This window comes from Prosthecodimorpha staleyi, from assembly GCF_018729455.1.
GTDB lineage: Bacteria > Pseudomonadota > Alphaproteobacteria > Rhizobiales > Ancalomicrobiaceae > Prosthecodimorpha > Prosthecodimorpha staleyi.
The window spans coordinates 114,435-136,511 of the sequence record NZ_JAHHZF010000015.1; the positions used below are offsets into that span (position 1 = coordinate 114,435).

Consider the following 22,077-nt stretch of genomic DNA (forward strand, 5'->3'; position numbering starts at 1 on the left):
GATCGTCGGGGACCCCGCGAGGCCGCAGGGTCCCCTTGGCTTCGCGTTTTAGTTGCATAAGCGTGCGCCAATTCAACAAATCATAGTCGAACCTGGACTGGCGGGTCCGGGCCGACCCATGGACTACGAAGGAGGCTGGAACGATGAGCGTGGGGCTGTCGGGCCATGCGGAATGGGATCGCATCAAGAAACGCCTGCGGGCGGAGCTTGGCGAGGATGTCTTCAACAGTTGGTTCGCAAGGGTGGATCTGGAATCGATCGCGGACGGCGCGGCGCATCTGTCGGTGCCGACGCGCTTTCTCAAGAACTGGCTGCAGAACCGCTACCGCGACCGTCTCCTGGCCCTCTTCAAGGAGGAGTTCGAGGGGGCGCGGCAGATCGAATTCACCGTCCGCTCGGCGATCCGTCCGCGGACGCCCGGCGCGGCGGTCGGCGCCGAACCCTATGACGGACCGACGCTCGATCCGCGCCCGGTCGCCCAGGCGCCGCAGCCGCTCAAGGTGCAGCGCGAGGCCGTCTTCGCCGAGGTCAGGACCGACGACGCCCTCTATGGCTCGCCGCTCGACCCGCGCTACAGCTTCGACACCTTCGTGGAAGGCCGTTCGAACAGCCTGGCGCTGGCCGCGGCCCGGCGCGTGGCGGATTCCCGTCCCGGGGAAGCCGTCGGCTTCAACCCTCTCTATCTTCATGCCGCCGTCGGGCTCGGCAAGACCCACCTCCTGCAGGCCATCGCCCGGGCGGCGAAGGAGCAGGGCCGGCGCGTGCTCTACCTGACCGCCGAGCACTTCATGTACCGCTTCGTGGCGGCGCTGAAGTCGCAGACGGCGATCGCCTTCAAGGACGGCCTGCGCGGCATCGACCTCCTGCTGATCGACGACATGCAGTTCCTGCAAGGCAAGCAGGTGCAGCAGGAGTTCTGCCACACCTTGAATTCGCTGATCGATGGCGCCCGCCAGGTCGTCGTGGCCGGTGACCGGCCACCGGTCGAGCTTGAAACGCTCGACGAACGGGTTCGCTCGCGGCTCGGCGGCGGCCTCTTGATCGAACTGCATGCGCCCGATCTCGACCTGCGCCGGCGCATCGTGTCCGGCCGGATCGCGGCGGCGCGGCGCAGCTATGCGGCGCTCGCCGTCTCGGACGCGGTGATCGACTATGTCGCCGAGAACGTCACCTCGAGCGGTCGCGACCTCGACGGCGCGGTCAATCGCCTAGTCGCCCACAACCAGCTGACCGGCGAGCCGATCAGCGTCGAGATGGCCGAGACGGCCCTGCGCGACCTCCTGCGCGTGCGCGAGGCCAAGCGCGTCAAGATCGAGGACATCCAGCGCATCGTCTGCAAGCAGTACAACGTCTCCAAGGCCGATCTCCTGTCGAGCCGGCGCACGCGCACCGTGGTGCGGCCGCGCCAGATCGCCATGTATCTGTCCAAGACGCTGACGCCGCGCTCCCTGCCGGAGATCGGCCGCCGCTTCGGCAACCGCGACCACACCACGGTGCTGCATGCGGTGCGCAAGATCGAGGACATGATCAAGACCGACCGCGCCTTCCAGGACGAGGTCGACGGGCTGAAGCGCCAGATCGATCTCTGAGCCTGCCGACCTGCGCCACATTCGGAAGCCGCCCCCGACCGAGGGCGGCTTTCGGCGTTTCGGCGCCTGGCAGGCGCCGGTCGGCACCGGCCACCCCTGCGAAAGGCGCGACCGCGCCCCGCGCCCGCGCGGTTGCGCCGCAGAGGCGGGCTCTCTATAGCTCCAGCCTGGACAGGAGGAGCGCCATGGCCGACATGCGGCTGATCGTGGTGGGAGCGGCCGGCCGGATGGGCAAGACCCTGATCCGGACGATCGCCGGCATGGAAGGCGTGACGGTGGCCGGGGCCGTGGAGCGGGCCGGCTCGCCGGAGATCGGGCGCGACGCCGGGCTCCTCGCCGGGCTCGAACCGCTCGGCGTGACGGTCACGGACGATCCGCTGCCGCTGTTCGCCGCGGCCGAGGGCGTCCTCGACTTCACCAGACCGGCCGCGACGCTCGAATTCGCCGAACTGGCCGCGCAGGCGCGCATCGTCCATGTCATCGGCACGACCGGCCTGTCCGACGCCGACAACGACCGCATCCGCGCCGCTGCCCGCCACGCGGTCGTGGTCAAGTCCGGCAATATGAGCCTCGGCGTCAATCTGCTCGCGCTCCTGGTGCGACAGGCCGCCCGCGCGCTCGATGCGGATTTCGATATCGAGGTGGTCGAGATGCACCACCGCATGAAGGTCGACGCGCCCTCCGGCACAGCGCTGATGCTCGGCGAGGCCGCCGCGCGCGGGCGCGGCATCGATCTCGGGGATCATGCGGTCAGGAGCCGCGACGGTCATACCGGCGCCCGCCGGCGCGGCGACATCGGCTTCGCGACGCTGCGCGGCGGGACGGTCATCGGCGAGCACGCCGTGGTGCTGGCCGGCGAGTTCGAGCGCGTGGAACTGGTCCACAAGGCCGAGGACCGCTCGATCTTCGCCCGCGGCGCCGTCAAGGCCGCGCTCTGGGGCCGCGGTCGCAAGCCGGGCCTCTATTCCATGGCCGACGTGCTCGGCCTTTCCGACGACTGACCGGAGTCTCTCGATGGACCGTCTCCTGGTGCTGTGCCGCCACGGCGAAAGCGAGTGGAACAAGCTCAACCTGTTCACCGGCTGGAAGGATCCGGGCCTGACCGAGAAGGGCGTCGCGGAAGCCCGCGCGGCCGGCCAGAAGCTGAAGGCGCTCGGGCTCGGCTTCGACCTCTGCTACACCTCCGCCCTGAAGCGGGCGCAGACCACGCTCGACCTGATCCTCGCCGAACTTGGCCAGACCGGCCTGCCGATCACCCGCGACCAGGCGCTCAACGAACGCGACTACGGCGAACTGTCGGGCCTCAACAAGGACGACGCCCGCCAGCGCTGGGGTGAGGAGCAGGTCCATATCTGGCGCCGTTCCTACGACATACCGCCGCCGGGCGGCGAAAGCCTGAAGGACACGGCCGCACGCGTGCTGCCCTATTTCGAGGCCCATATCATGCCCGACGTGATGGCCGGCCGGCGCGTGCTGGTCGCCGCCCACGGCAATTCGCTGCGCGCGCTGATCATGAAGCTCGAAGGCCTGACCGGCGAAGAGATCATCAAGCGCGAACTCGCCACCGGTGTGCCGATCGTCTACCGCTTCGCCGAGGACGGCTCGATCCTGTCGCGCCAGGACCTCGCGGCCTGACCGATCGCGACATCCCGTTGCCGGCCCGGGTCTCGGGCCGGCCCGGACCGCCGTGCCGGCTCGGAACCGCCCTGCCCATGCGGGCGAGCGGCACGATGCCCGGATTCGGGACAGCACGCCACCCGTCCGGATAAAGGCCTACCGGGTCGAGACTCTGACCTCGGTCAAGGCATCCGCCCCTCAAATCGCTAAGATGAGTTATGGTCGCCGTGAAGGGCGGCCAACGGCATTCACGGCCTGACACAGCATGCAGCCGCCGTGCACCGGACGGTTGTCCATGGGGCGCCGCGGGATCCGGCAGACGGCCTTGGGCCGAACGGGAGTTCTGAAGGTGAGCCGGATGCCTCGGCGCAGGTACGACCTAGCCACGACGGCAGCGCTCGGTGCCGTTCGCCGCGAGGTCGCATCCGCCCTCGGCATGCTGGTCGTCCTGGCCAATCTCGTCGTCGCCATGGCCGTCGCCGCCGGTGTCCCGGCGGCGGGGGCGCAGGCCGCCACCGCCCGCGCGCTCGATCCGCTCGGCGGCGGCCGCATCGTCATCTGCACCGGCGCCGGCCTGGTCATCCTCGACCGCGACGGCCGCCCGATCGGCGAGGAGCCCGGCGGCGCGGTCTGCCCCTATTGCCCGCCCCTGATGGGCGGATCGATCGACCTCCCAGCGGAACTTCCGCTCGCCGAAAACGCCCGAACGACGACTGCCGCAGGGTTTGTACCCGCTCCGGCGCGCGTCCGGCCGACCATCGCTCGCAGCCGCGGCACGCCGCCGACGGGCCCTCCGGCCCTCTGACGGCAATCTTCCGTCGCCGGCCTGTGCCGCCCCGACCGCCCCGCCTTGCGCGCGCGACGGATCACGAGCCGGCCGGCCCCGTCTCCTCGCCGCGAGGTTTTCCCATGACCGGCTTTGCCGCCGCACTGGCCGCGTTTCTGCGCGCCGCGATCCGCCCGCAGACCCCGCTGGCCCGCGCGATCGTCGCCGCCCTCGCCCTCAAGCTCTGCGTCGTCATCGCGATGCGGGCCTATCTCATCGGGACCGATGCCGTCGTGCCGGTCGACGAGGCGGCCATGTCCCGCCTGATCGCCCCGGCGCCGAACCGGTCCCTCCCCTGACAGTCGGGGCCTCCGAGCCCCTTGCCATAAGGACAAGCCATGCTGGATATCGATCCGGTGGGGCTGGCGCGATTGCAATTCGCCGCAACCGCCCTCTACCACTTCCTGTTCGTCCCCCTGACGCTCGGCCTCTCCCTTCTGCTGGCCATCATGGAGAGCGTCTATGTCATGACCGGTCGCGTCATATGGCGCGAAATGACGCAATTCTGGGGCAAGCTCTTCGGCATCAACTTCGCCCTGGGCGTCGCGACCGGCATCACGATGGAGTTCCAGTTCGGAACCAACTGGGCCTACTATTCGCACTATGTCGGCGACATCTTCGGCGCGCCGCTGGCCATCGAAGGCTTGATGGCCTTCTTCCTGGAGAGCACGTTCGTCGGCCTGTTCTTCTTCGGCTGGGACCGGCTTTCAAAAGTCGGTCACCTGACGGTGACATGGCTCGTCGCCATCGGCTCCAACATTTCGGCGCTCTGGATCCTGGTGGCCAATGCCTGGATGCAGAACCCGATCGGCTCGGCCTTCAACCCCGACACAATGCGCATGGAGCTGACCGATTTCGGCGCGCTGCTGCTCAATCCGGTGGCCCAATCGAAATTCGTCCATACGGTCTCGGCCGGCTACGTCACCGGCGCGGTCTTCGTCCTGGCGGTGTCGGCCAACTATCTCCTGCGCGGGCGGCATCGCGCCTTCGCCATGCGATCGATGATCGTGGCCTCGGCCTTCGGGCTCGCCTCGGCCCTGTCGGTGGTCGTGCTCGGCGACGAGAGCGGCTACACGGTCAACGAGCATCAGCACATGAAGATGGCGGCCATCGAGGCCATGTGGGAGACCGAGAAGGCCCCGGCGGGCTTCACCCTGTTGGCGCTGCCCGACCAGCAGCGGCAGGCCAACACGGCCGAGGTCAAGATCCCTTGGGCGCTCGGGTTGATCGCCACGCGCTCCACGAGCCAGGAAATTCCCGGCATCAAGGATCTGGTCAAGAAGACCGAAGCCCGGATCCGCGACGGATTGGTCGCCTACGACGCCTTGGAGCGCCTGAAGACCGACCGGACCGACAAGACCGCCCGGGCGACCCTGGTCGCCCATGCCGACAATCTCGGCTATGCACTGCTCCTGAAGCGGCATATCGACGAACCCCGCCGGGCCGACGATGCCACGATCGCCCGGGCCGCCCTCGACACCGTGCCGAACGTCGTGCCGCTATTCTGGGCCTTCCGGATCATGGTCGGGCTCGGCTTCTTCTTCATTGTCCTCTTCGCCATCGCCTTCTGGCTTTCGACCCGGCGCCGCTTCGAGCATCCCGCCTTCCTGAGGCTCTGCCTGTGGAGCCTGCCCCTGCCCTGGATCGCGGCGGAACTCGGCTGGTTCGTCGCCGAATACGGGCGTCAGCCCTGGGCCATCGACGGTGTCCTGCCGACCCGGCTCGCCGCCTCGGCGCTGTCGCTGCCGCAGGTCTCCTTCACGCTGGCCGGCTTCGTCCTCTTCTACACGACGCTTCTGGTGATCGAGGTGAAGCTCATGCGCAAATATATCGTCATGGGTCCCGTCGCCGCGCTCGACATCCGTCCGCGCCCGGCCGGCGCCGCCCTTCAGCCCGCCGAATGAGGAGGGTCGCCCCATGAACATTCCCGTCGACTATGAAATCCTCCGTCTGATCTGGTGGCTGTTCCTCGGCATCCTCCTGATCGGCTTCGCGATCATGGACGGCTTCGATCTCGGAGCGGCGACGCTCCTGCGCACCGTCGCGCGGACCGACAACGAACGCCGGCAGGTGCTGAACGCCATCGGCCCGGTATGGGAAGGCAATCAGGTCTGGCTGATCCTCGGCGGCGGCGCCATTTTCGCCGCCTGGCCGGCCGTCTATGCGACGGCCTTTTCGGGCTTCTACATCGCCATGTTCCTGGTCCTGGCGACCCTGATCCTGCGTCCGGTCGGGTTCGAATATCGCAACAAGATCGCCGATCCACGCTGGCGCACATCCTGGGATTGGGCGCTTTTCGCCGGAGGATTGGTGCCCTCGCTGGTCTTCGGCGTCGCGATCGGCAACCTCCTCCAGGGCGTCCCGTTCCGCATCGACACCGACATGCGCGTGCTCTACGAGGGATCCGGCCTGTTCGAACTGCTGAACCCCTTCGGACTGCTGTGCGGACTGGTCTCGCTCGCCATGCTGACCGGGCACGGCGCCGTCTTCGTCGCCCTGAAGACCGTCGGGCCTGTCGCGGACCGAGCCCGGTTGGCCGGCGCCTTGTTCCCTCTTCTCCATGTGCTGCTGTTTACCCTGGCGGGCCTCTGGATCGCCAAGGGCCTGCCGGGCTATGCGCTCGTCGGTGCGGTCGCTCATGACGGACCGTCCAACCCCCTCGTCAAGGAGGTGGCGATCGTGCCGGGCCAGTGGCTGAAGAACTACGAAGCCTGGCCGCTTCTGAAGATCGCACCGATCGCCGGTCTCGCCGGATCGATTCTGACCGCCGTCCTGGTCGTCGTCAAACGGCCTGGCCTCGCCTTCGTGACCTCGGCCGCCGCCATCTTCGGCACGATCGCGACCGTCGGCGTCAGCATGTTCCCCTTCCTGATGCCGTCCTCGATCGAGCCCAAGGCCAGCCTGACGATCTGGGACTCGTCCTCGAGCCAGTTGACGCTGTTCGTCATGCTGTGCGCGACCCTGCTCTTCCTGCCGATTGTCCTCGCCTACACGGCCTTCGTCTTCCGCGTCCTGCGCGGCAAGATGACGGCCGAAGCGATCGAGGCCAATTCCACGCACCTCTACTGAACCGGGAGACCGTCAAGATGTGGTATTTCACCTGGGTGCTCGGCCTCGGCTTCGCCTGCGGAGCCGCCATCCTCAATGCCATGTGGCACGAGTTGCACCTGCCCGATCCCGGTCACACGGACTGACGGCGATCGGCGGCAGGCCGGCTCCCGCGCCGGCCTGCGCAGCCCGAACGGACGCGGGCGGCGGCCGCTGTCCGCCCGCCCTTCGCCGACGATGCCGGCCGGTCGCCGGGGTCAGACAGGCAGGGCGCCGTTGGCCTTGAGGACTTCGCCGGCGAGATAGAGCGAGCCGCAGATCAGGATGCGCGGCGCCTCGTCCGACTGCCAGCCGGAGGCGAGGCGGGCGAGCGCCGCCTCCAGGCTGTCGACCGGCTCGGCCGAGAGCCCGCCGGCGGTCGCTGCCGCGGCCAGATCCTCGGGCGTCCGGGTCTCGTGCCCGCCGTGGATCGGCACGGTGAAGACATGGCGGGCCAGCCCCGCGAAGGGCCGGAAGAAGCCGACCGGATCCTTGGTCTTGAGCATGCCGGCGACCAGGAACAGCGGGCGCGGCACGCGCTCTTCCAGATCGCCCATCACCTGCGCGACCACCTCGCCGGCGCCCGGATTGTGGCCGCCATCGAGCCAGACCTCCGCGCCGGCCGGCGCCAGCGCCGTCACCGGCCCGGGCCCGAGCCGCTGCATCCGCGCCGGCCATTCGACCGTATCCAGGCCGCGCCCGATCGTCTGGTTGTCGGGCGCGATCCCGGCCGCGCGCAGGGCCGCGACCGCCGTGCCGGCATTGACGAACTGGTGCGCGCCGAGGAGGCGCGGCGCCGTCAGGTCGAGCAGGCCGTCGGCGTCCTGGTAAACCAGCCGGCCGTTTTCCGGACCTGCAATCCAGTCCTGGCCGCCGAACTGCACGCGCACGCCCTCGCGCGCGGCGCGCCGCTCCAGGATCGTGACCACCTCGGGCGTCTGCGGCGACGAGACGGCCACCGCGCCGCGCTTGATGATGCCGGCCTTCTCGGCGGCGATCTTCTCGATCGTGTCGCCGAGGAACTTCTCGTGGTCGACCGAGATCGAGGTGATCACGCTGACCAGCGGCGCCGGGATGACGTTGGTGGCGTCGAGACGCCCGCCGAGGCCGACCTCGAGCAGGGTGTAGTCGGCCGGATGCTCCGCGAAGAGCCGGAAGGCGGCGACCGTCGCCAGTTCGAAGAAGGTGATCGGCCGGCCCGCATTGACCTGTTCGGCCTCCAGGATCGCGGCGGCCAGCACGTCGTCATCGGCGAGCCGCCCGCCGCCCGGATGGGCGATGCGGATGCGCTCGTTGAATCGGACCAGATGCGGCGAGGTGTAGACGTGGCAGGTCTTGCCGGCCGCCTCCAGGATCGCGCGGCAGAAGGCCGTCACCGAGCCCTTGCCGTTGGTCCCGGCGACATGGATCACCGGCGGCAGGCGGTGGTGCGGATTGCCGAGTTCGGCGAGCAGGCGCTCGATCCGTTCCAGGCCGAGATCCCACCCTGCCGGGATCGCCATGGTCAGGCGATCCAGGAGGGCATCGAGGGCCGAAGGGGGCATCGCCAGGACAGCTCCGGAAGGGGCGCGGACGGGCATCCGCGGGCCGGGCACGGCAGACGGCGGTCAGGCCGCGGGCTGCTCGACCTCGACGGGTTCGAGTTCGACGACCTCGACCTTGGGCGTCTTGGTCAGGACGTGGCAGAGGCGCGACAGGGTCGCACGCAGGTCCTGGCGTTGGACGACCATGTCGACCATGCCGTGATCGAGCAGATATTCCGAGCGCTGGAAGCCGTCGGGGAGCTTCTCGCGGATGGTCTGCTCGATGACGCGCGGCCCGGCGAAGCCGATCAGCGCGCCCGGTTCGGCCAGATGCACGTCGCCCAGCATGGCATAGGAGGCGGTCACGCCGCCGGTGGTCGGATTGGTCAGCACGACCAGATAGGGCAGCTTCGCCTCGCGCAGCGCCTGGATCGCCGCGGTCGTACGCGGCATCTGCATCAGCGACAGGATGCCCTCCTGCATGCGCGCGCCGCCCGAGGCCGCGAATAGGATGAACGGCGCCCGCCGCTCGACCGCCGCCAGCATGCCGGTAACGATCGCCTCGCCGGCGGCCATGCCGAGCGAACCGCCCATGAAGTCGAAATCCTGCACGGCGGCGACCACGGTCATGTCGTCGAGCTGGCCGATGCCGAGCAGGACCGCATCCTCGTTGCCGGTCTTCGCCTTGGCGTCCTTGAGGCGGTCGGTATAGCGGCGCTCGTCACGGAACTTCAGCGGGTCGACCGGCGACGGCGGCACGGCGATCGACTCGTAACGGGCACCGTCGAACAGGACCTCCAGCCGGCGCCGGGCCGGCATGCGCATGTGATAGCCGGAGGAGGGAATGACGAACTGGTTCGCCTCCAGGTCGCGATGGAAAACCATCTCGCCGGTCTCCGGGCACTTGATCCAGAGATTGTCCGGCGTCTCGCGCTTGGCGAGCAGGCTCTTGATCTTGGGTCGGACGACGTTGGTCAGCCAGTTCACGGGGGTCGGTCTCCGAGGCCTCGACGAGGCCGGTCAGGCGACGGCTCGACGGCCGGACGCTGTGGCGTCGCCGGTCGTCGAATAGGACTGAATTCCGGCCATCCGAGGGCCGGCCCGCCGCATGCGGGGCCTCTCGAATAGGCCGAAGCGAGGCCGGACGCAACGCTGCCGCCGACATCGGCTCGCCCGTGGGCGCCATGTCGCGGGACGGGCGGCGCCGGCGGTTCGGATCAGGCAGCGGAGCGCTTCGCCGCCCGTACGCCGGCGGCCAGTTCGCCGACCAGCGCCTCGACGGCCGGCACGGTCGCCCCGGTGGCGCGGTCCTCGGCATCGAGGCTGCCCTTGATGGCGGACACGATGGCCGAGCCGACCACCACGCCGTCGGCGTCCTGGCCGATCCGCTGCGCCTGCTCGGCGGTCTTGACGCCGAAGCCGACCGCGACCGGCAGGCCGGTGTGCCGCTTGATGCGCTCGACCGCGCCGCCGACCCGGACCGCGTCCGGCGAGGCCGTGCCGGTGATGCCGTTGATCGAGACGTAGTAGACGAAGCCGGAGGTGTTGGTGAGCACGGCCGGCAGGCGCCGGTCGTCGGTGGTCGGCGTGGCCAGACGGATGAAGTTGATGCCGCGCGCCATGGCCGGCAGGCAGAGTTCATCGTCGGCCTCCGGCGGCAGGTCGACGATGATCAGGCCGTCGACCCCGGCCGCCTTGGCGGCGTCCAGGAAGGCCTCGGGGCCCCAGGAGTAGATCGGATTGTAGTAGCCCATCAGCACGATCGGGGTCGTCTGGTCGGTCTCGCGGAAGGCGCGCACCATGGCCAGCGTCCGCACCATGGTCTGCCCGGCCTTCAAGGCGCGCAAGCCGGAGGCCTGGATGGCGGGGCCGTCGGCCATCGGATCGGAGAAGGGCATGCCCATCTCGATCACGTCGGCCCCGGCGCCCGGCAGCGCCTTCAGGATGGCGAGCGAGGTGTCGTAGTCGGGATCGCCGGCGGTCACGAAGGTGACCAGGGCCGGCCGCCCGGCGGCGGCGGTCTCGGCAAAGCGTCGGGTGATGCGGCTCTCGGTCATGACGGATCCCACGGATTTCTCGCCGATGTCATCGACGAGGAAGGGGTCGAATGCAAGGGGTCGGCGGGCCCGCGACGAGGCGGGCCCCCGGACGGGTGCCGTCACATGTCCTGGCCGAGATGCTTGGCCACGGTGAACACGTCCTTGTCGCCGCGGCCGCACATGTTCATCAGGATGATCTGGTCCTTGGCCATGGTCGGGGCGAGCTTGATGACATGGGCGAGCGCATGGCTCGGCTCCAGGGCCGGGATGATGCCCTCCAGGCGGGTGCAGACCTGGAAGGCGTCAAGCGCCTCGCGGTCGGTCGCCGGCACGTAGGAGACGCGGCCGGTGTCCTTGAGCCAGGAATGTTCCGGCCCGACGCCCGGATAGTCCAGGCCGGCGGAGATCGAATGGCCTTCGAGGATCTGGCCGTCGCCGTCCTGCAGCAGATAGGTGCGGTTGCCGTGCAGCACGCCCGGCCGGCCGCCCGCCATGGAAGCGGCATGGCCGTTCGGCACGTCGAGCCCGTGGCCGCCGGCCTCGACGCCGAAGATCTGCACGTCGCGGTCGTCCAGGAACGGATGGAACAGGCCGATCGCGTTGGAGCCGCCGCCGATCGCCGCCACCAGCGCGTCGGGCAGGCGTCCCTCGGCCTCCAGCATCTGCGCCTTGGCCTCGGTGCCAATCACCGACTGGAAGTCGCGCACCATGGCCGGATAGGGATGCGGGCCGGCCGCGGTGCCGATGATGTAGTAGGTGTCCTCGACATTGGTGACCCAGTCGCGCAGGGCCTCGTTCATGGCGTCCTTCAGGGTGCCGGCGCCGGAGGTGACCGGATTGACGGTGGCGCCGAGCAGCTTCATGCGGAAGACGTTCGGCTTCTGCCGCTCGACGTCGGTCGCGCCCATATAGACCGTGCAGGGATAGCCAAAGCGGGCCGAGACGGTCGCCGAGGCGACGCCATGCTGGCCGGCGCCGGTCTCGGCGATGATCCGGGTCTTGCCCATGCGCCGGGCGAGCAGGATCTGGCCGAGGCAGTTGTTGATCTTGTGGCTGCCGGTATGGTTCAGCTCGTCGCGCTTGAAGTAGATTTTCGCGCCGCCGAGATGCTCGGTCAGGCGCTCGGCGAAGTAGAGCGGGCTCGGCCGACCGGTATAGTGCTTGCCCAGATGCTCCAGCTCGGCGTGGAAGGCCGGATCGTTCCGAGCTTCGTCATAGGCCTTCTCCAGTTCCAGGATCAGCGGCATCAGCGTCTCGGCGACGAAGCGGCCGCCATAGAGGCCGAAGAAGCCGCGGTCGTCCGGGCCGGAACGGAGTGTATTGGGCGTGATGGTCACGGGAGCGGTCCTCGGGCAGGTCATTCTGTGGGAAGGTCGGTCAGGCGGTCGCGGCAGCCGGCGCCCGCCATCGTACGGCGCTCACGAAGGCGCGGATGAGATCCGGGTCCTTGACGCCGGGGGCGCTCTCGACGCCGGAGGAAACATCGACGGCCGGCGCGCCGGTCAGGTCCAGCGCCTCGGCAACATTCGCCGGGTCCAGACCTCCCGACAGCATCCAGGGCCGGCCCGGATCGAGGCCTCGCACCAGGCGCCAATCGAAGGATAGGCCGTTGCCGCCCGGCAATGCCCCGACCAGACCGGGCGGCGGCTTGGCGTCGAACAGGAAGCGGTCGACATGGGCGGCAAACGCGGGCACCGGCGCCAAATCGGCCGCCTCGCCGACCCGGATCGCCTTCATCACCGCAATCCCCATTCGCGCCCGGATCGCGCCCGCACGCGCAGGCGTCTCGGCGCCGTGCAATTGCAGGATATCCGGCCTGAGGCCGGCGACGATCGTATCGAGCGCCTCATCGGTGGCGTCGACCGTCAGCGCGACGACCTGCGCGCGGCCCCGCGCCGGGGCCGCCAGGGCGGCAGCGGTCTCGATGGCGACGTGGCGCGGGCTGCGCGGAAAGAAGACGAAGCCGAGCATGTCGGCGCCCGCGTCGAGCGCGGCAGCGACGGTTTCGGCGGTGCTGAGCCCGCAGATCTTGACGAGGGCTGGCATGGTCTTCGCGGCCGGGGGCTCCATTGGGGCGGTGATCACTGACACGGAACGGCGGCGGCGTCCACCTTTGCGTCGGACGCGGACCTGGCAACGCCTTTGCCGAAAGCGGTCGTCCGGTCAGTCTTCGGACAGGCGGTGTCAGTTAGACTGGGCAAGAAGGATCTTTCGATGCCTCGTCTGCGCCATTCCGTTGCGGTCGCACTGCTGGCCGCCATCGCCACACCGCCTCCGTTCGCCGCCCCCGCCGAACCGGGCCGCGCGTCTTCGCGGCCGGGCGCCGCACCGGCAGGGGACCGACCGGGCGGCGTACAGCGCCCCGAATCGGTTGCCGCCGATCACGAAAAAGCGCGGCAGGCCCTGGCACGCGGCGAGGTGAAATCGTTGGATGAAATCCTTGGTCTCGTCACATTGCGCGGGCACGACAACTTCGTCGAGGTCTCCCTCGATCGCACAGATGGCCGTTGGATCTACGCCATGACGCTGCTGACCGCGGGCGGTCGCTACCGGGTCGTGACGATCGACGCCGCAACAGCAAAAGTCCTCAAAGAAGAGCTCAAATAGATGCGCGTGCTCGTCGTGGAAGACGAAGACCGGATCCGCCGCGATCTGGCCGTCCAGCTCAAGAATGCCGGCTATGTGGTCGAGGAGGCTGCAGACGGCGAGAATGCCTGGTTCCGGGGCGACACCGAGGAGTTCGACGCGGTCGTGCTCGATCTCGGCCTGCCCAAGATGGACGGATTGCAGGTGCTGAAGCGCTGGCGCGACGCCGGCCGCGACATTCCGATCCTGATCCTGACCGCGCGCGGCAGTTGGACCGACCGGGTCGAGGGCATCGACGCCGGCGCCGACGACTATCTGGTCAAGCCGTTCCGGATGGAGGAGGTCGTCGCGCGGGTGCGCGCCCTGATCCGCCGCTCGGCCGGCCGGGCTAACCCGGTCCTGTCCGCCCATGGCATCACGCTCGACACACGGCGCGCGCGGGCGACCGTCGACGGCCAGCCGATCCCGCTGTCGCCGCTTGAATTCCGCCTGCTGTCCTATCTGCTGCACCATCGCGGCCGCGTGGTCAGCCGGGCCGAACTGGTCGAACACATCTATCACGAGGATGTCGAGCCGGATTCGAACGCGCTCGAGGTTCTGGTCGGACGCGTCCGGCGCAAGGTCGGCTCCGAGGTGATCGAGACCCGGCGCGGCCACGGCTATCTGGTCTCGACCGACTGATCCTCGCGGTCCCGCGGCAGTCGGCAGTCGGCAGTCGGCAGTCGGCAGTCGGGGCGGATATCCCGGCCGCGGCCCTTGCACGCCTGCGGTCCCCGGCTATCTTCCGCTGAAGCCTCAACCGACCGGGTCCGACGGATCCCGGTCAGACCCCGCACCTATGGACGGCCTTTGGTCCCCGGCTCGCTCCGCCTCAGGCTGATTCTCTCGGCCGTGATCTCGTCCGCCCTCGCGGTGGCGGCGGCCGGCGTCGCGCTCGTCGTGCTGGCCGACCGGCATGTCGAGCGCCGGCTGGTGCAGGAGGTCGGCGCCCATCTCGACCAGCTGACGGCGCTCCTGCGCGTCGGCTCGCGCGGGCCGGAGGTGATCGACGACCTTGCCGATCCGCGCTTCGTGCGTCCCTTCTCGGGCCTCTATTTCCAGATCGTCGAGGGTGGCGAGGTCAAGATCCGGTCGCGCTCGCTCTGGGACCAGACCCTGCCGGTGCCGCCGGAGGCGCCGGAAGGCGAGGTGCGCGAACTGAAGGGACCGCGCGACCAGGCGCTGATGACGCTGGAGCGGCGCGTCGCGATGGCGGCGGAGGGCGGCGACCTGCGCAATTTCCGCCTGTTCGTCGGCGAGGACCGCGCCGAGATCGACGGCTTGGTGTTCGACTTCGCGCTCGAAGCCGCCGCCTTCCTGTTCGTGCTGGTCGCCTTCCTGACGCTGGCCGGCTGGGCCTACATCACCGTCGGCCTCAAGCCCCTGGAAAATCTTCGCGATCTCGTCCTCCAGGTGCGCCGCGGCAAGACCCGCCGTCTCGACGGCGCCTTCCCGAACGAGGTCCTGCCGCTGGTCGAGGAGCTGAACGGGCTGATCGACGCGCAGGAACAGGCGGTGGAGCGGGCCCGCGCACGCGCCGGCGACCTCGCCCATGGCCTGAAGACCCCGCTCGCCGTGCTGTCGGCCGAATCGCGCTCCTTGCGCGAGCGCGGCGAGACCGAGGCGGCCGACGCGATCGACATCGAGGTCGCCGGCCTGTCGCGCTTCGTCGAGCGCGAACTCGCCCGCTCGCGCGCCGCCGCGGTGCCCTATCTGAACCGGCTCGATCTCTCGCGCGCGCTCGACCGCATGGTCGGCGCGATGCAGCGCCTGCCGCGTGGCGACGAGTTGGACTGGCTGGTCGAGATCCCGCCCGGGCTGACGGCGCCGCTGCATCCCGAGGACGCCAACGAGATTCTCGGCAATCTCCTCGACAATGCCCGCAAATGGGCCGTCAGCCGGATCGAGGTCAGCGCCCTGGCGGCCGGCGAGCGTATCGAGGTGGTCGTCGCCGACGACGGGCCCGGCGTGCCGGAGGCCCGGCGCGAGGCGGTGCTGAAGCGCGGCATCCGGCTCGACGAGACCGTGCAGGGATCGGGGCTGGGCCTCTCCATCGTCGACGATCTGGTCACCAGCTACCGCGGCACGCTGGCGCTGTCGGAGACGCCGGGCGGTGGCCTGACCGTTCGGGTCGAACTGCCGCGCAGCGGGAGCGCAGCGGAGGCGGAGTGATCCGCCCCCGTTCGGGCCAAGGGTTGTCCCCCGGCGACTTTCAAATCGGCCAAAGCCGCCCCGCCCGTTTCAGCGCGATCAGGGCTTAGCGGCCGGAGCCCCACCGCGTTGCGCGCCCGACAGTGCCCCGCCGAGAATCGCCGCCGCTCCGGACAGGCCCGACCCATCCGAGGTGACGACCGTCTGCGGCACCAGCCGGGAGATCAGCCCGACGATCTCGGGCTTGCGTTCCAGGGTCAGCAGCACCTTCTCGAGCGCCTGCAGCATGGCGACCCGGTCCTGACCGAGCACGCCGGCCTGGGCCATCTGGCCCTTGGCCAGCTCTTCCAGGAACTTGCGCTCGGCGCGGCCGAGGGCCTCGCGCTCCTGTTCGCGCTGGCCGGCGACCTGCACGGCGATCTGGCTCTCCACCAGGCGCGGCTGCTCGTTGGCGGTGGCGCGCGCCTGCTCGGTCTCGATGCGCTTGGTCTGGGCCGCCGTCTCGCGGACATAGGATTGCGACAGCTGGTCGGCGAGTTGCTGGCGCAGCCGGGGGATCAGGATTTCGGGCGGGATGGAGGGCTCGCCAAGCCGGATCTCGCGGATGTCGACGCCGGCCTTGCGGCCTTCCACGCGGATGATCGACGCGATGGTCTGCTCGATCGCCTCGCGGTTCTCGATCAGGTCGAGCACGCGCGTGGAACGGACCTCGAAACGCGCCGGCTGGGCCAGCGATCCGTCGGCGTTGCGCACGGGCACGCGGATCGCCGAGCCGGAGACGGTCCTGACCACCGAGCGGATCGCCGGGACCAGGATGCGGTCCTCAATCTCGCGCAGGCCGCCGACGCTGCCGACCACGATCGGTGCGTCCTGCGGATCGACCTGGACCAGGACGCGCAGTTCGATCGGGATGTCCCAGCCCTCGATCTTGACGAAGACCGCGCGGTCGGCGGCGCTCTGGGGCACCGGCTCGTTCGACGAGCGTTCGTTCTGGCGGATGTTGCCCTGCTGGTCGACCGACAGATCGACCGCGCGCTTGAGGTAGCCGCCCTTGAACTCCCAGGTCTGCACGCGGGTATCGACCAGGGTGACCTCATAGGCGCGCTTGTTCATGTAGAAGGCGCCGGGCAGCAGCGGCTCCTTCCAGATGCCGACGCAGCCGCGCGGCACCAGCGGCACCGACAGGCTCTCCGAACTCGGCACCTGCACCACCGCCGGCGTCGCCTGCCCCCCGACCACCGGCGCGGCCGTGACGCGCTCCTCGCGGCAGACGACGCCGGGGGTCGCGACGTTGGACTTGACCACGCCGACATGGCCGGCCGGGATCAGCGTGGCGGGCGTGTCCTTGTCGACCTTCACGTCGAACAGATAGCGGTTCAGCCGGTAGGAGCCGGGTTTCAGCACCGTCTCCTGGGGGCCGCGATAGCCGCCCTTGCGCAGGAAGCTCTCCGCATCGAGCATCTCGGCGAGCCGGTCGTCCGGGATGGTCGGCGCCATGAACATGCCGGCCGGCATCGGCGCGCCGTCGACCGCGGTGACCTGGCCGTAATAGCCCTCGGGCACGTCGACCAGCGGCAGTTCCTCGATCTGGTAGAGCACGCGCACGAAGGGGATGACGTGGAAGCCGGGGCCGAGCACGGTCGCCTGCGGCCCCTTCTGGCCCGGCAGCGCGACGACATGGCCGGGCGGCAGCTCCTGGAAGGCATAGACCCGCTTGAGATGCCCGACCTGATCGGCCGCGACGTAAACGAAGGATGTGTTGGCCAGCATCAGGAGGCCGAGCGCGATGAAGCCGAGCCCGATCACGCCGCGCCCGAGGCCGGCCATCAGCGCCAGCACCGGGTTCTGCGGCCCCGCCGCGGCACGCCCGGTGTCGGATGCCGAGCCGTGGCGGAAAAAGAGATAGAGCCCGATCGCAATGGCGACGGAGCCCGAGAAAATCCACATCATGGCCGGGTCTCTCCCGAAGACCGCATCCCCCGGGATCAGACTATGCTGACGTTACGACGCTCACGCAACGCATGCAGACATTCATTCTGAAGCATGCTTCCCGGCGCCCGGTCGGACCGCGAGCGCAGCCGCGAGCCGCGTCCAGGCCGCTTCTGATCCGGGCAGGCCGAAGCGCAGCCAGGTCGGCTCGGCGAAGGCGCGGGTCAGGATGCCGGCCTGCGCGAGCCGGTGATGCAGGTTCGCCGCGTCGTCATGGCGGGCGAGCCGGAACAGCGGCGTGCCGCCGACGATCGTGCAGCCGGCTCCGACGAGCAGGCGATCGAGCCGTGCCGCATCGGCCTCCAGCCGCGCGGTGGCGACTTCGAGCCAGGCCCGATCGGCGAGTGCCCGCGCCCCGATCTCGAGCGCCGGCCCCGGCACCGCCCAGGGGCCGAGGGCGGCGCCGAGGCGTGTGACCAGCGCGGCATCGCCGAGCGCGAAGCCGAGGCGCAGGCCGGCCAGCCCATAGGCCTTGCCGAAGGAGCGCAGCACCAAGGTCCCCGCCGGCCGGAGCGGCAGGAGGCCGGCCGGAAACGATCCGGGTTCGGGCCGGATCACGTCCATGAAGGCTTCGTCGACCACCAGTGTGCCGCCGGCCGCCACGACGGCGCGCGCGATCTCCGCGAGCGCCGCCGGCGCGATCAGCCGGCCGTCCGGATTGTTCGGATTGACGATCACGGCCACATCGGCGCCGACCAGCGCGGGAGCCTCGGCGACCCGCTCGACCCGGCGCCCGGCCCGCCGCCAGACCGCCTCGTGCTCCTGGTAGGTGAAGCCGAGGACGCGGACATCGGGTCCCGGCAGCAGGTCCGGCAGACGCTGGATCAGGGCCTGCGTGCCGGGCGCCGCCACGATGGCGGTTTCCGGTCCGGCCCCATAGGCGACCCGGGCCGCGGCGATCAGCCGGTCGGCCGCGTCCCGGCCGGGCAGGCGCGTCCAGGCCTCGACGGCGATCGCGCCGACCGGATAGGGCACCGGATTGATGCCGGTGGAGAGGTCGATCCACGGTTCCGGTGCCTGAGGATGGAGGCGGCGGGCAGTCGCCAGATCGCCGCCGTGAAGCACGACCGCGCCTGACGCGCCCGGTGCGTCGGACGCGACCGCCCCGCCGGCCTCCCCGATACTGTCCATCAGAATTCGATCCCCTGCTGGGCCTTCACGCCGGCGGCGAAGTGATGCTTGACCAGGGTCATCTCGGTGACCGTGTCGGCCGCCTCGATCAGCTCCGGCTTGGCGTTGCGCCCCGTGACCACGACCGTCAGATCCGGCCGGCGGGCCTTCAGGGTCTCGATCACCTCGGCGAGCGGGAGGTAGTCGTAGCGGAGCGCGATGTTCAGTTCGTCGAGGACCAGGAGGCGGATCGCCGGATCGGCCATCAACTCGCGCGCCTTGTCGAAGGCGCGGGTGGCGGCGGCCACGTCGCGGGCGCGGTCCTGGGTCTCCCATGTGAAGCCCTCGCCCATCGAATGCCAGCGCACCTGTTCGCCGAAGCGGTCGAGCGCATGCCGCTCGCCGGTGTCCCAGGCGCCCTTGATGAACTGCACCACGCCGACCGTCCAGCCATGGCCGAGCGCGCGCATGACGAGGCCGAAGGCGGCCGTCGACTTGCCCTTGCCGGGGCCGGTATGGACGATCAGCAGGCCCTTTTCGGCGATGGTCTTGGACGCCACCTCGGCATCCTGGACCGCCTTGCGCTTGGCCATCTTGGCGCGGTGGCGGGCTTCGTCCTCGGTCTCATCGGTCATGGCGGTCTCCTCGCCTGCCTGAAGACCACGACGCCGCCGCCCCGGCAAGCCGGCAGGCGACGCGACCCGTCGCAACGCCGGCATCGCGGGATCGGGGCTTCGGGGACGATTGACAGGAACGGGATGCGGCGCTCATAAACGACGATGCGTTGGTCCCTCATTCGGACGAGGGTGAAAAGGGAATGCGGTGATCCCGGAAGGGCCTCGGCTCGACGGGCGAACCCGCAGCTGCCCCCGCAACTGTAAGCGGTGAGCTGTGCCGCCGAACGCCACTGGTCCCTCGGGGTCGGGAAGGCGGCGGCCTCGGCGACGACCCGCAAGCCAGGAGACCTGCCGGCGCATCCGATCCATCCAGGTCCGCCGGAGGGGCGGAGAGGAGAAGACCATGACCGTCAGCATCGCCGCCGCCACGACCGCCAGCACCGAAACCGGCCTCGCCGAATCGGGTCTCGATCGCGTTGCCGCCCTCAAGGCCGCCGCGGTCGCCGCGCTGATGGGCCTCGCGCTGGTCTTCACGACCGGCTTCGCGCATCCGGAGCTGCTGCACAACGCGGCGCACGATTCGCGCCACGCCATGAATTTCCCCTGCCACTGACGGCCTGATCGTCATGCTCGGACGGGTGCTGTGGGTCGGCCTGTTGGCCGGCCTCGCGGCAGGACTTGCGACGGCGGTCCTGCAGCACGTCACAACCACGCCCCTGATTCTGGTGGCGGAGACCTACGAGACCGCCACCCCGCACCAGCACGGCGCCGTGCCGGGCCATGGTTCGGTCGGCGATGTCCTGGCCGGTCGTGCCCTGCCGGAGGGTTCGGTGCGGGTCGCCCACAATCACGGCACGCCGGCCGCCACCGCGACCGATGCGAGCGCCGCCCCGGCCGAGGCCGGCGAGGGCTGGAAGCCCGAGGACGGCTGGCAGCGCACGGCGGTGACCGCGCTGGCCACCATCCTGACCTCGATCGGCTGGGCCCTGGTGCTGATCGCCGGCATGCTGATCGCCGGCGACCGGATCACGGTGCGCAGCGCGGTCGGCTGGGGCGCGGCGGCCTTCGCGGCGACCGGACTTGCGACCGGGCTGGGGCTCGCCCCGGAACTGCCGGGCTCGGCGGCCGGCGATCTGGTCGCCCGCCAGGTCTGGTGGATCGGCGCTGCAGCGGCGAGCGCGGCCGGCCTTTACGGCCTGCTCCGCCTGCACTCGATCGGGGCGCGGATCGGCAGCCTGATCCTGATCGCGATCCCGCATCTGGTCGGCGCGCCGCATCCGGCCAAGTACGAGAGCACGGTCCCGGCCGAGCTGGCGGCCCACTTCGCTGCCTCCTCGCTGGCACTGACGGCCGCGATGTGGATGCTGATTGCCTGCGCGGTCGGCATGATCTGGGAGCGGTCGGCGCACCGTGCCTGACCAGGGCGAGAAGGGGCGCGACATGGTCGACACGACGGTCACCATCCTGGTCTGCGCCAATTGTCGCCGGGCCGACGAGCCCGGCGAACCGCGCGACGAGCGCTCCGGCGCCCGCCTGGCCCGTGCGCTCGCGGCCGCCGCCGAGGGCGCGCCGGGTGTGACGGTACTGCCGGTCGAATGCCTGAGCGTGTGCAAGCGCCCGGTCACGATCGGGTTCTCAGCGCCCGGCAAGTGGACCTACGTCTATGGCGATTTCGCCGAGACCACCGACGCGGCGGCCGGACGCATCCTCGCCGCCGCCGAACAGTATCGCGCCGCGCCGGACGGGCTGATCCCCTGGAAGGAACGCCCCGACGCGCTGAAAAAGGGCGTCGTCGCCCGCATCCCGCCCATCCCCGCCCCCGCCGAGGCCGCAGAATGAACCCTCCCACGCCTTCTCTCGCCAAGGTTCCGGTGACCATCGTCACCGGGTTCCTGGGTGCCGGCAAGACCACGCTGATCCGGCACGTTCTGGAGACCGTGCGCGGCCGCCGGCTGGCGCTGATCGTCAACGAATTCGGCGATGTCGGCGTCGACGGCGAGATCCTGAAGGCCTGCGGGGTCGAATCTTGCCCGGAGGAGAATATTGTCGAATTGGCCAATGGCTGCCTGTGCTGCACCGTGGCCGACGACTTCGTGCCGGCCATCGAGGCGCTGCTCGCCCATCCGAACCGGCCGGACCACATCATCGTCGAGACCTCGGGCCTGGCCCTGCCGAAGCCGCTGGTCAAGGCCTTCGACTGGCCGCCGGTGCGTGCGCGGCTGACCGTCGACGGCGTCATCGCGGTGGTCGATGCCGCGGCGGTGTCGGACGGCCGTTTCGCCGACGATCCCGAGGCCGTGCAGGCCCAGCGGGCGGCCGACGAGGCCGTCGACCACGACAATCCGCTCGAGGAGGTCTACGAGGACCAGCTCCTGTGCGCCGACCTGATCATCCTCAACAAGGCCGATCTGATCGCCACCGACGAGGTCGGCCGCATCGGCGCGGAGATCGGCGCCGCCATCCCGCGCGCGGTCAAGATCGTGGCGACCCGCGACGGCAAGATCGACGCCGCCGTGCTGCTCGGCCTCGGCGCCGCCGCGGAGGACGATCTCGCCGCACGGCCGTCGCATCACGACGGCGAGGCCGATCACGACCACGACGATTTCGACAGCTTCGTCGTCGAACTGGCCGAGACCGTCGACCCGTCCGCGCTGGTTTCGCGGCTCGCCGACATCGCCGCCGCCCATGACGTGCTGCGCATGAAGGGGTTCGTGGCGGTCGCCGGCAAGCCGATGCGGCTCCTGGTGCAGGGCGTCGGCACGCGCTTTCGGCGCGATTTCGACCGCGCCTGGGCGACCGGCGAGGCGCGCCGCAGCCGGCTGGTGGTGATCGGCCGCAAGGGGATCGACCGCGCGGCGATCGAGGCGGCGCTCGCCGCCTGACGCCCGCATCGCCGACAGGCGG

At 70.0% G+C, this 22,077-nt stretch carries 22 protein-coding genes, 1 pseudogene and 1 riboswitch; of the genes and pseudogenes, 15 read left to right on the forward strand and 8 right to left on the reverse strand.

Translation table 11 applies throughout. The features are described from left to right. Nucleotides 1–143: 143 nt before the first annotated feature. The 8 genes from dnaA to cydX all read left to right on the forward strand — a co-directional run bounded on the left by dnaA (nt 144) and on the right by cydX (nt 7,226). Complete coding sequence (gene dnaA / locus KL771_RS25380) at nt 144–1,589, forward strand: chromosomal replication initiator protein DnaA (protein ID WP_261971303.1); 1,446 nt, start codon at nt 144–146, stop codon at nt 1,587–1,589. Nucleotides 1,590–1,774: 185 nt separating this feature from the next. Beyond that, complete coding sequence (dapB, locus tag KL771_RS25385) at nt 1,775–2,590, forward strand: 4-hydroxy-tetrahydrodipicolinate reductase (protein ID WP_261971304.1); 816 nt, start codon at nt 1,775–1,777, stop codon at nt 2,588–2,590. A 13-nt stretch (nt 2,591–2,603) separates the two neighbouring features. Then, nucleotides 2,604–3,224 carry a 2,3-bisphosphoglycerate-dependent phosphoglycerate mutase gene (locus tag KL771_RS25390; RefSeq protein WP_261971305.1) on the forward strand — a complete coding sequence of 207 codons (621 nt, stop codon included), beginning with the start codon at nt 2,604–2,606 and terminating at the stop codon, nt 3,222–3,224. Nucleotides 3,225–3,564: 340 nt separating this feature from the next. Next, a complete protein-coding gene (locus KL771_RS25395; RefSeq protein ID WP_261971306.1) occupies nt 3,565–4,011 on the forward strand; it encodes a DUF2946 family protein in 447 nt (148 codons plus the stop codon). Nucleotides 4,012–4,115: 104 nt separating this feature from the next. Further along, nucleotides 4,116–4,331, forward strand: coding sequence for a hypothetical protein (locus KL771_RS25400; protein WP_261971307.1), 216 nt, complete (start codon nt 4,116–4,118; stop codon nt 4,329–4,331). 42 nt (nt 4,332–4,373) lie between these two features. After that, entirely contained in the window at nt 4,374–5,936 is a 1,563-nt protein-coding gene (locus KL771_RS25405) for a cytochrome ubiquinol oxidase subunit I (RefSeq protein ID WP_261971377.1), read from the forward strand. 13 nt (nt 5,937–5,949) lie between these two features. Continuing rightward, a complete protein-coding gene (gene cydB, locus KL771_RS25410; protein ID WP_261971308.1) occupies nt 5,950–7,101 on the forward strand; it encodes a cytochrome d ubiquinol oxidase subunit II in 1,152 nt (383 codons plus the stop codon). 17 nt (nt 7,102–7,118) lie between these two features. Next, the gene (cydX, locus tag KL771_RS25415) at nt 7,119–7,226 is read left to right on the forward strand and encodes a cytochrome bd-I oxidase subunit CydX (protein ID WP_261971309.1); all 108 of its coding nucleotides are present in this window, start codon (nt 7,119–7,121) and stop codon (nt 7,224–7,226) included. 111 nt (nt 7,227–7,337) lie between these two features. Here cydX and KL771_RS25420 read toward each other — a convergent pair whose 3' ends face one another. The 5 genes and pseudogenes from KL771_RS25420 to KL771_RS25440 form a co-directional block, all read right to left on the reverse strand. Continuing rightward, nucleotides 7,338–8,663: a bifunctional folylpolyglutamate synthase/dihydrofolate synthase gene (locus tag KL771_RS25420; protein ID WP_261971310.1), complete on the reverse strand. Its 1,326-nt coding sequence runs from the start codon at nt 8,661–8,663 to the stop codon at nt 7,338–7,340. Further along, nucleotides 8,632–9,629: pseudogene (gene accD / locus KL771_RS25425) on the reverse strand (acetyl-CoA carboxylase, carboxyltransferase subunit beta); the annotation flags it as partial. The pseudogene accD and the gene KL771_RS25420, both read right to left, overlap by 32 nt. Before the next feature lie 230 nt (nt 9,630–9,859). Beyond that, nucleotides 9,860–10,699, reverse strand: a complete 840-nt coding sequence (gene trpA, locus KL771_RS25430) for a tryptophan synthase subunit alpha (RefSeq protein WP_261971312.1) — start codon at nt 10,697–10,699, stop codon at nt 9,860–9,862. Between the two features lie 101 nt (nt 10,700–10,800). Beyond that, the gene (gene trpB, locus KL771_RS25435) at nt 10,801–12,042 is read right to left on the reverse strand and encodes a tryptophan synthase subunit beta (RefSeq protein WP_261971313.1); all 1,242 of its coding nucleotides are present in this window, start codon (nt 12,040–12,042) and stop codon (nt 10,801–10,803) included. A gap of 16 nt (nt 12,043–12,058) precedes the next feature. Continuing rightward, nucleotides 12,059–12,727, reverse strand: a complete 669-nt coding sequence (locus KL771_RS25440; protein WP_261971314.1) for a phosphoribosylanthranilate isomerase — start codon at nt 12,725–12,727, stop codon at nt 12,059–12,061. Nucleotides 12,728–12,895: 168 nt separating this feature from the next. Between KL771_RS25440 and KL771_RS25445 the strand changes: the two genes are divergently transcribed. The 3 genes from KL771_RS25445 (at nt 12,896) to KL771_RS25455 (ending at nt 15,478) form a co-directional block, all read left to right on the forward strand. After that, complete coding sequence (locus KL771_RS25445; protein WP_261971315.1) at nt 12,896–13,288, forward strand: PepSY domain-containing protein; 393 nt, start codon at nt 12,896–12,898, stop codon at nt 13,286–13,288. Continuing rightward, the gene (locus KL771_RS25450) at nt 13,289–13,948 is read left to right on the forward strand and encodes a response regulator transcription factor (protein WP_054358775.1); all 660 of its coding nucleotides are present in this window, start codon (nt 13,289–13,291) and stop codon (nt 13,946–13,948) included. It abuts the gene before it with no gap. Nucleotides 13,949–14,158: 210 nt separating this feature from the next. Next, a complete protein-coding gene (locus KL771_RS25455) occupies nt 14,159–15,478 on the forward strand; it encodes a sensor histidine kinase (protein WP_261971316.1) in 1,320 nt (439 codons plus the stop codon). Nucleotides 15,479–15,556: 78 nt separating this feature from the next. Here KL771_RS25455 and KL771_RS25460 read toward each other — a convergent pair whose 3' ends face one another. From KL771_RS25460 to cobO, 3 genes are all read right to left on the reverse strand, one after another. Then, complete coding sequence (locus tag KL771_RS25460) at nt 15,557–17,407, reverse strand: SPFH domain-containing protein (protein ID WP_261971317.1); 1,851 nt, start codon at nt 17,405–17,407, stop codon at nt 15,557–15,559. An 81-nt stretch (nt 17,408–17,488) separates the two neighbouring features. Next, complete coding sequence (gene cobD, locus KL771_RS25465; RefSeq protein WP_261971318.1) at nt 17,489–18,577, reverse strand: threonine-phosphate decarboxylase CobD; 1,089 nt, start codon at nt 18,575–18,577, stop codon at nt 17,489–17,491. After that, entirely contained in the window at nt 18,577–19,191 is a 615-nt protein-coding gene (gene cobO, locus KL771_RS25470; RefSeq protein WP_261971319.1) for a cob(I)yrinic acid a,c-diamide adenosyltransferase, read from the reverse strand. The genes cobD and cobO overlap by 1 nt, the downstream gene beginning before the upstream one ends. Nucleotides 19,192–19,324: 133 nt before the next feature. Further along, nucleotides 19,325–19,543, forward strand: a riboswitch (cobalamin riboswitch). Nucleotides 19,544–19,576: 33 nt separating this feature from the next. Between cobO and KL771_RS25475 the strand changes: the two genes are divergently transcribed. Genes KL771_RS25475 through cobW form a run of 4 tightly spaced genes read left to right on the forward strand, consistent with a single transcriptional unit; the run spans nt 19,577 to nt 22,055 of the window. Then, nucleotides 19,577–19,786, forward strand: coding sequence for a CbtB domain-containing protein (locus tag KL771_RS25475; protein WP_261971320.1), 210 nt, complete (start codon nt 19,577–19,579; stop codon nt 19,784–19,786). 13 nt (nt 19,787–19,799) lie between these two features. Next, complete coding sequence (locus KL771_RS25480; protein WP_261971321.1) at nt 19,800–20,591, forward strand: CbtA family protein; 792 nt, start codon at nt 19,800–19,802, stop codon at nt 20,589–20,591. Then, complete coding sequence (locus KL771_RS25485) at nt 20,584–21,012, forward strand: DUF1636 domain-containing protein (RefSeq protein WP_315901526.1); 429 nt, start codon at nt 20,584–20,586, stop codon at nt 21,010–21,012. Before KL771_RS25480 ends, KL771_RS25485 begins: the two co-directional genes overlap by 8 nt. Continuing rightward, the gene (cobW, locus tag KL771_RS25490; protein ID WP_261971322.1) at nt 21,009–22,055 is read left to right on the forward strand and encodes a cobalamin biosynthesis protein CobW; all 1,047 of its coding nucleotides are present in this window, start codon (nt 21,009–21,011) and stop codon (nt 22,053–22,055) included. The genes KL771_RS25485 and cobW overlap by 4 nt, the downstream gene beginning before the upstream one ends. The last annotated feature ends 22 nt before the right edge of the window (nt 22,056–22,077 follow it).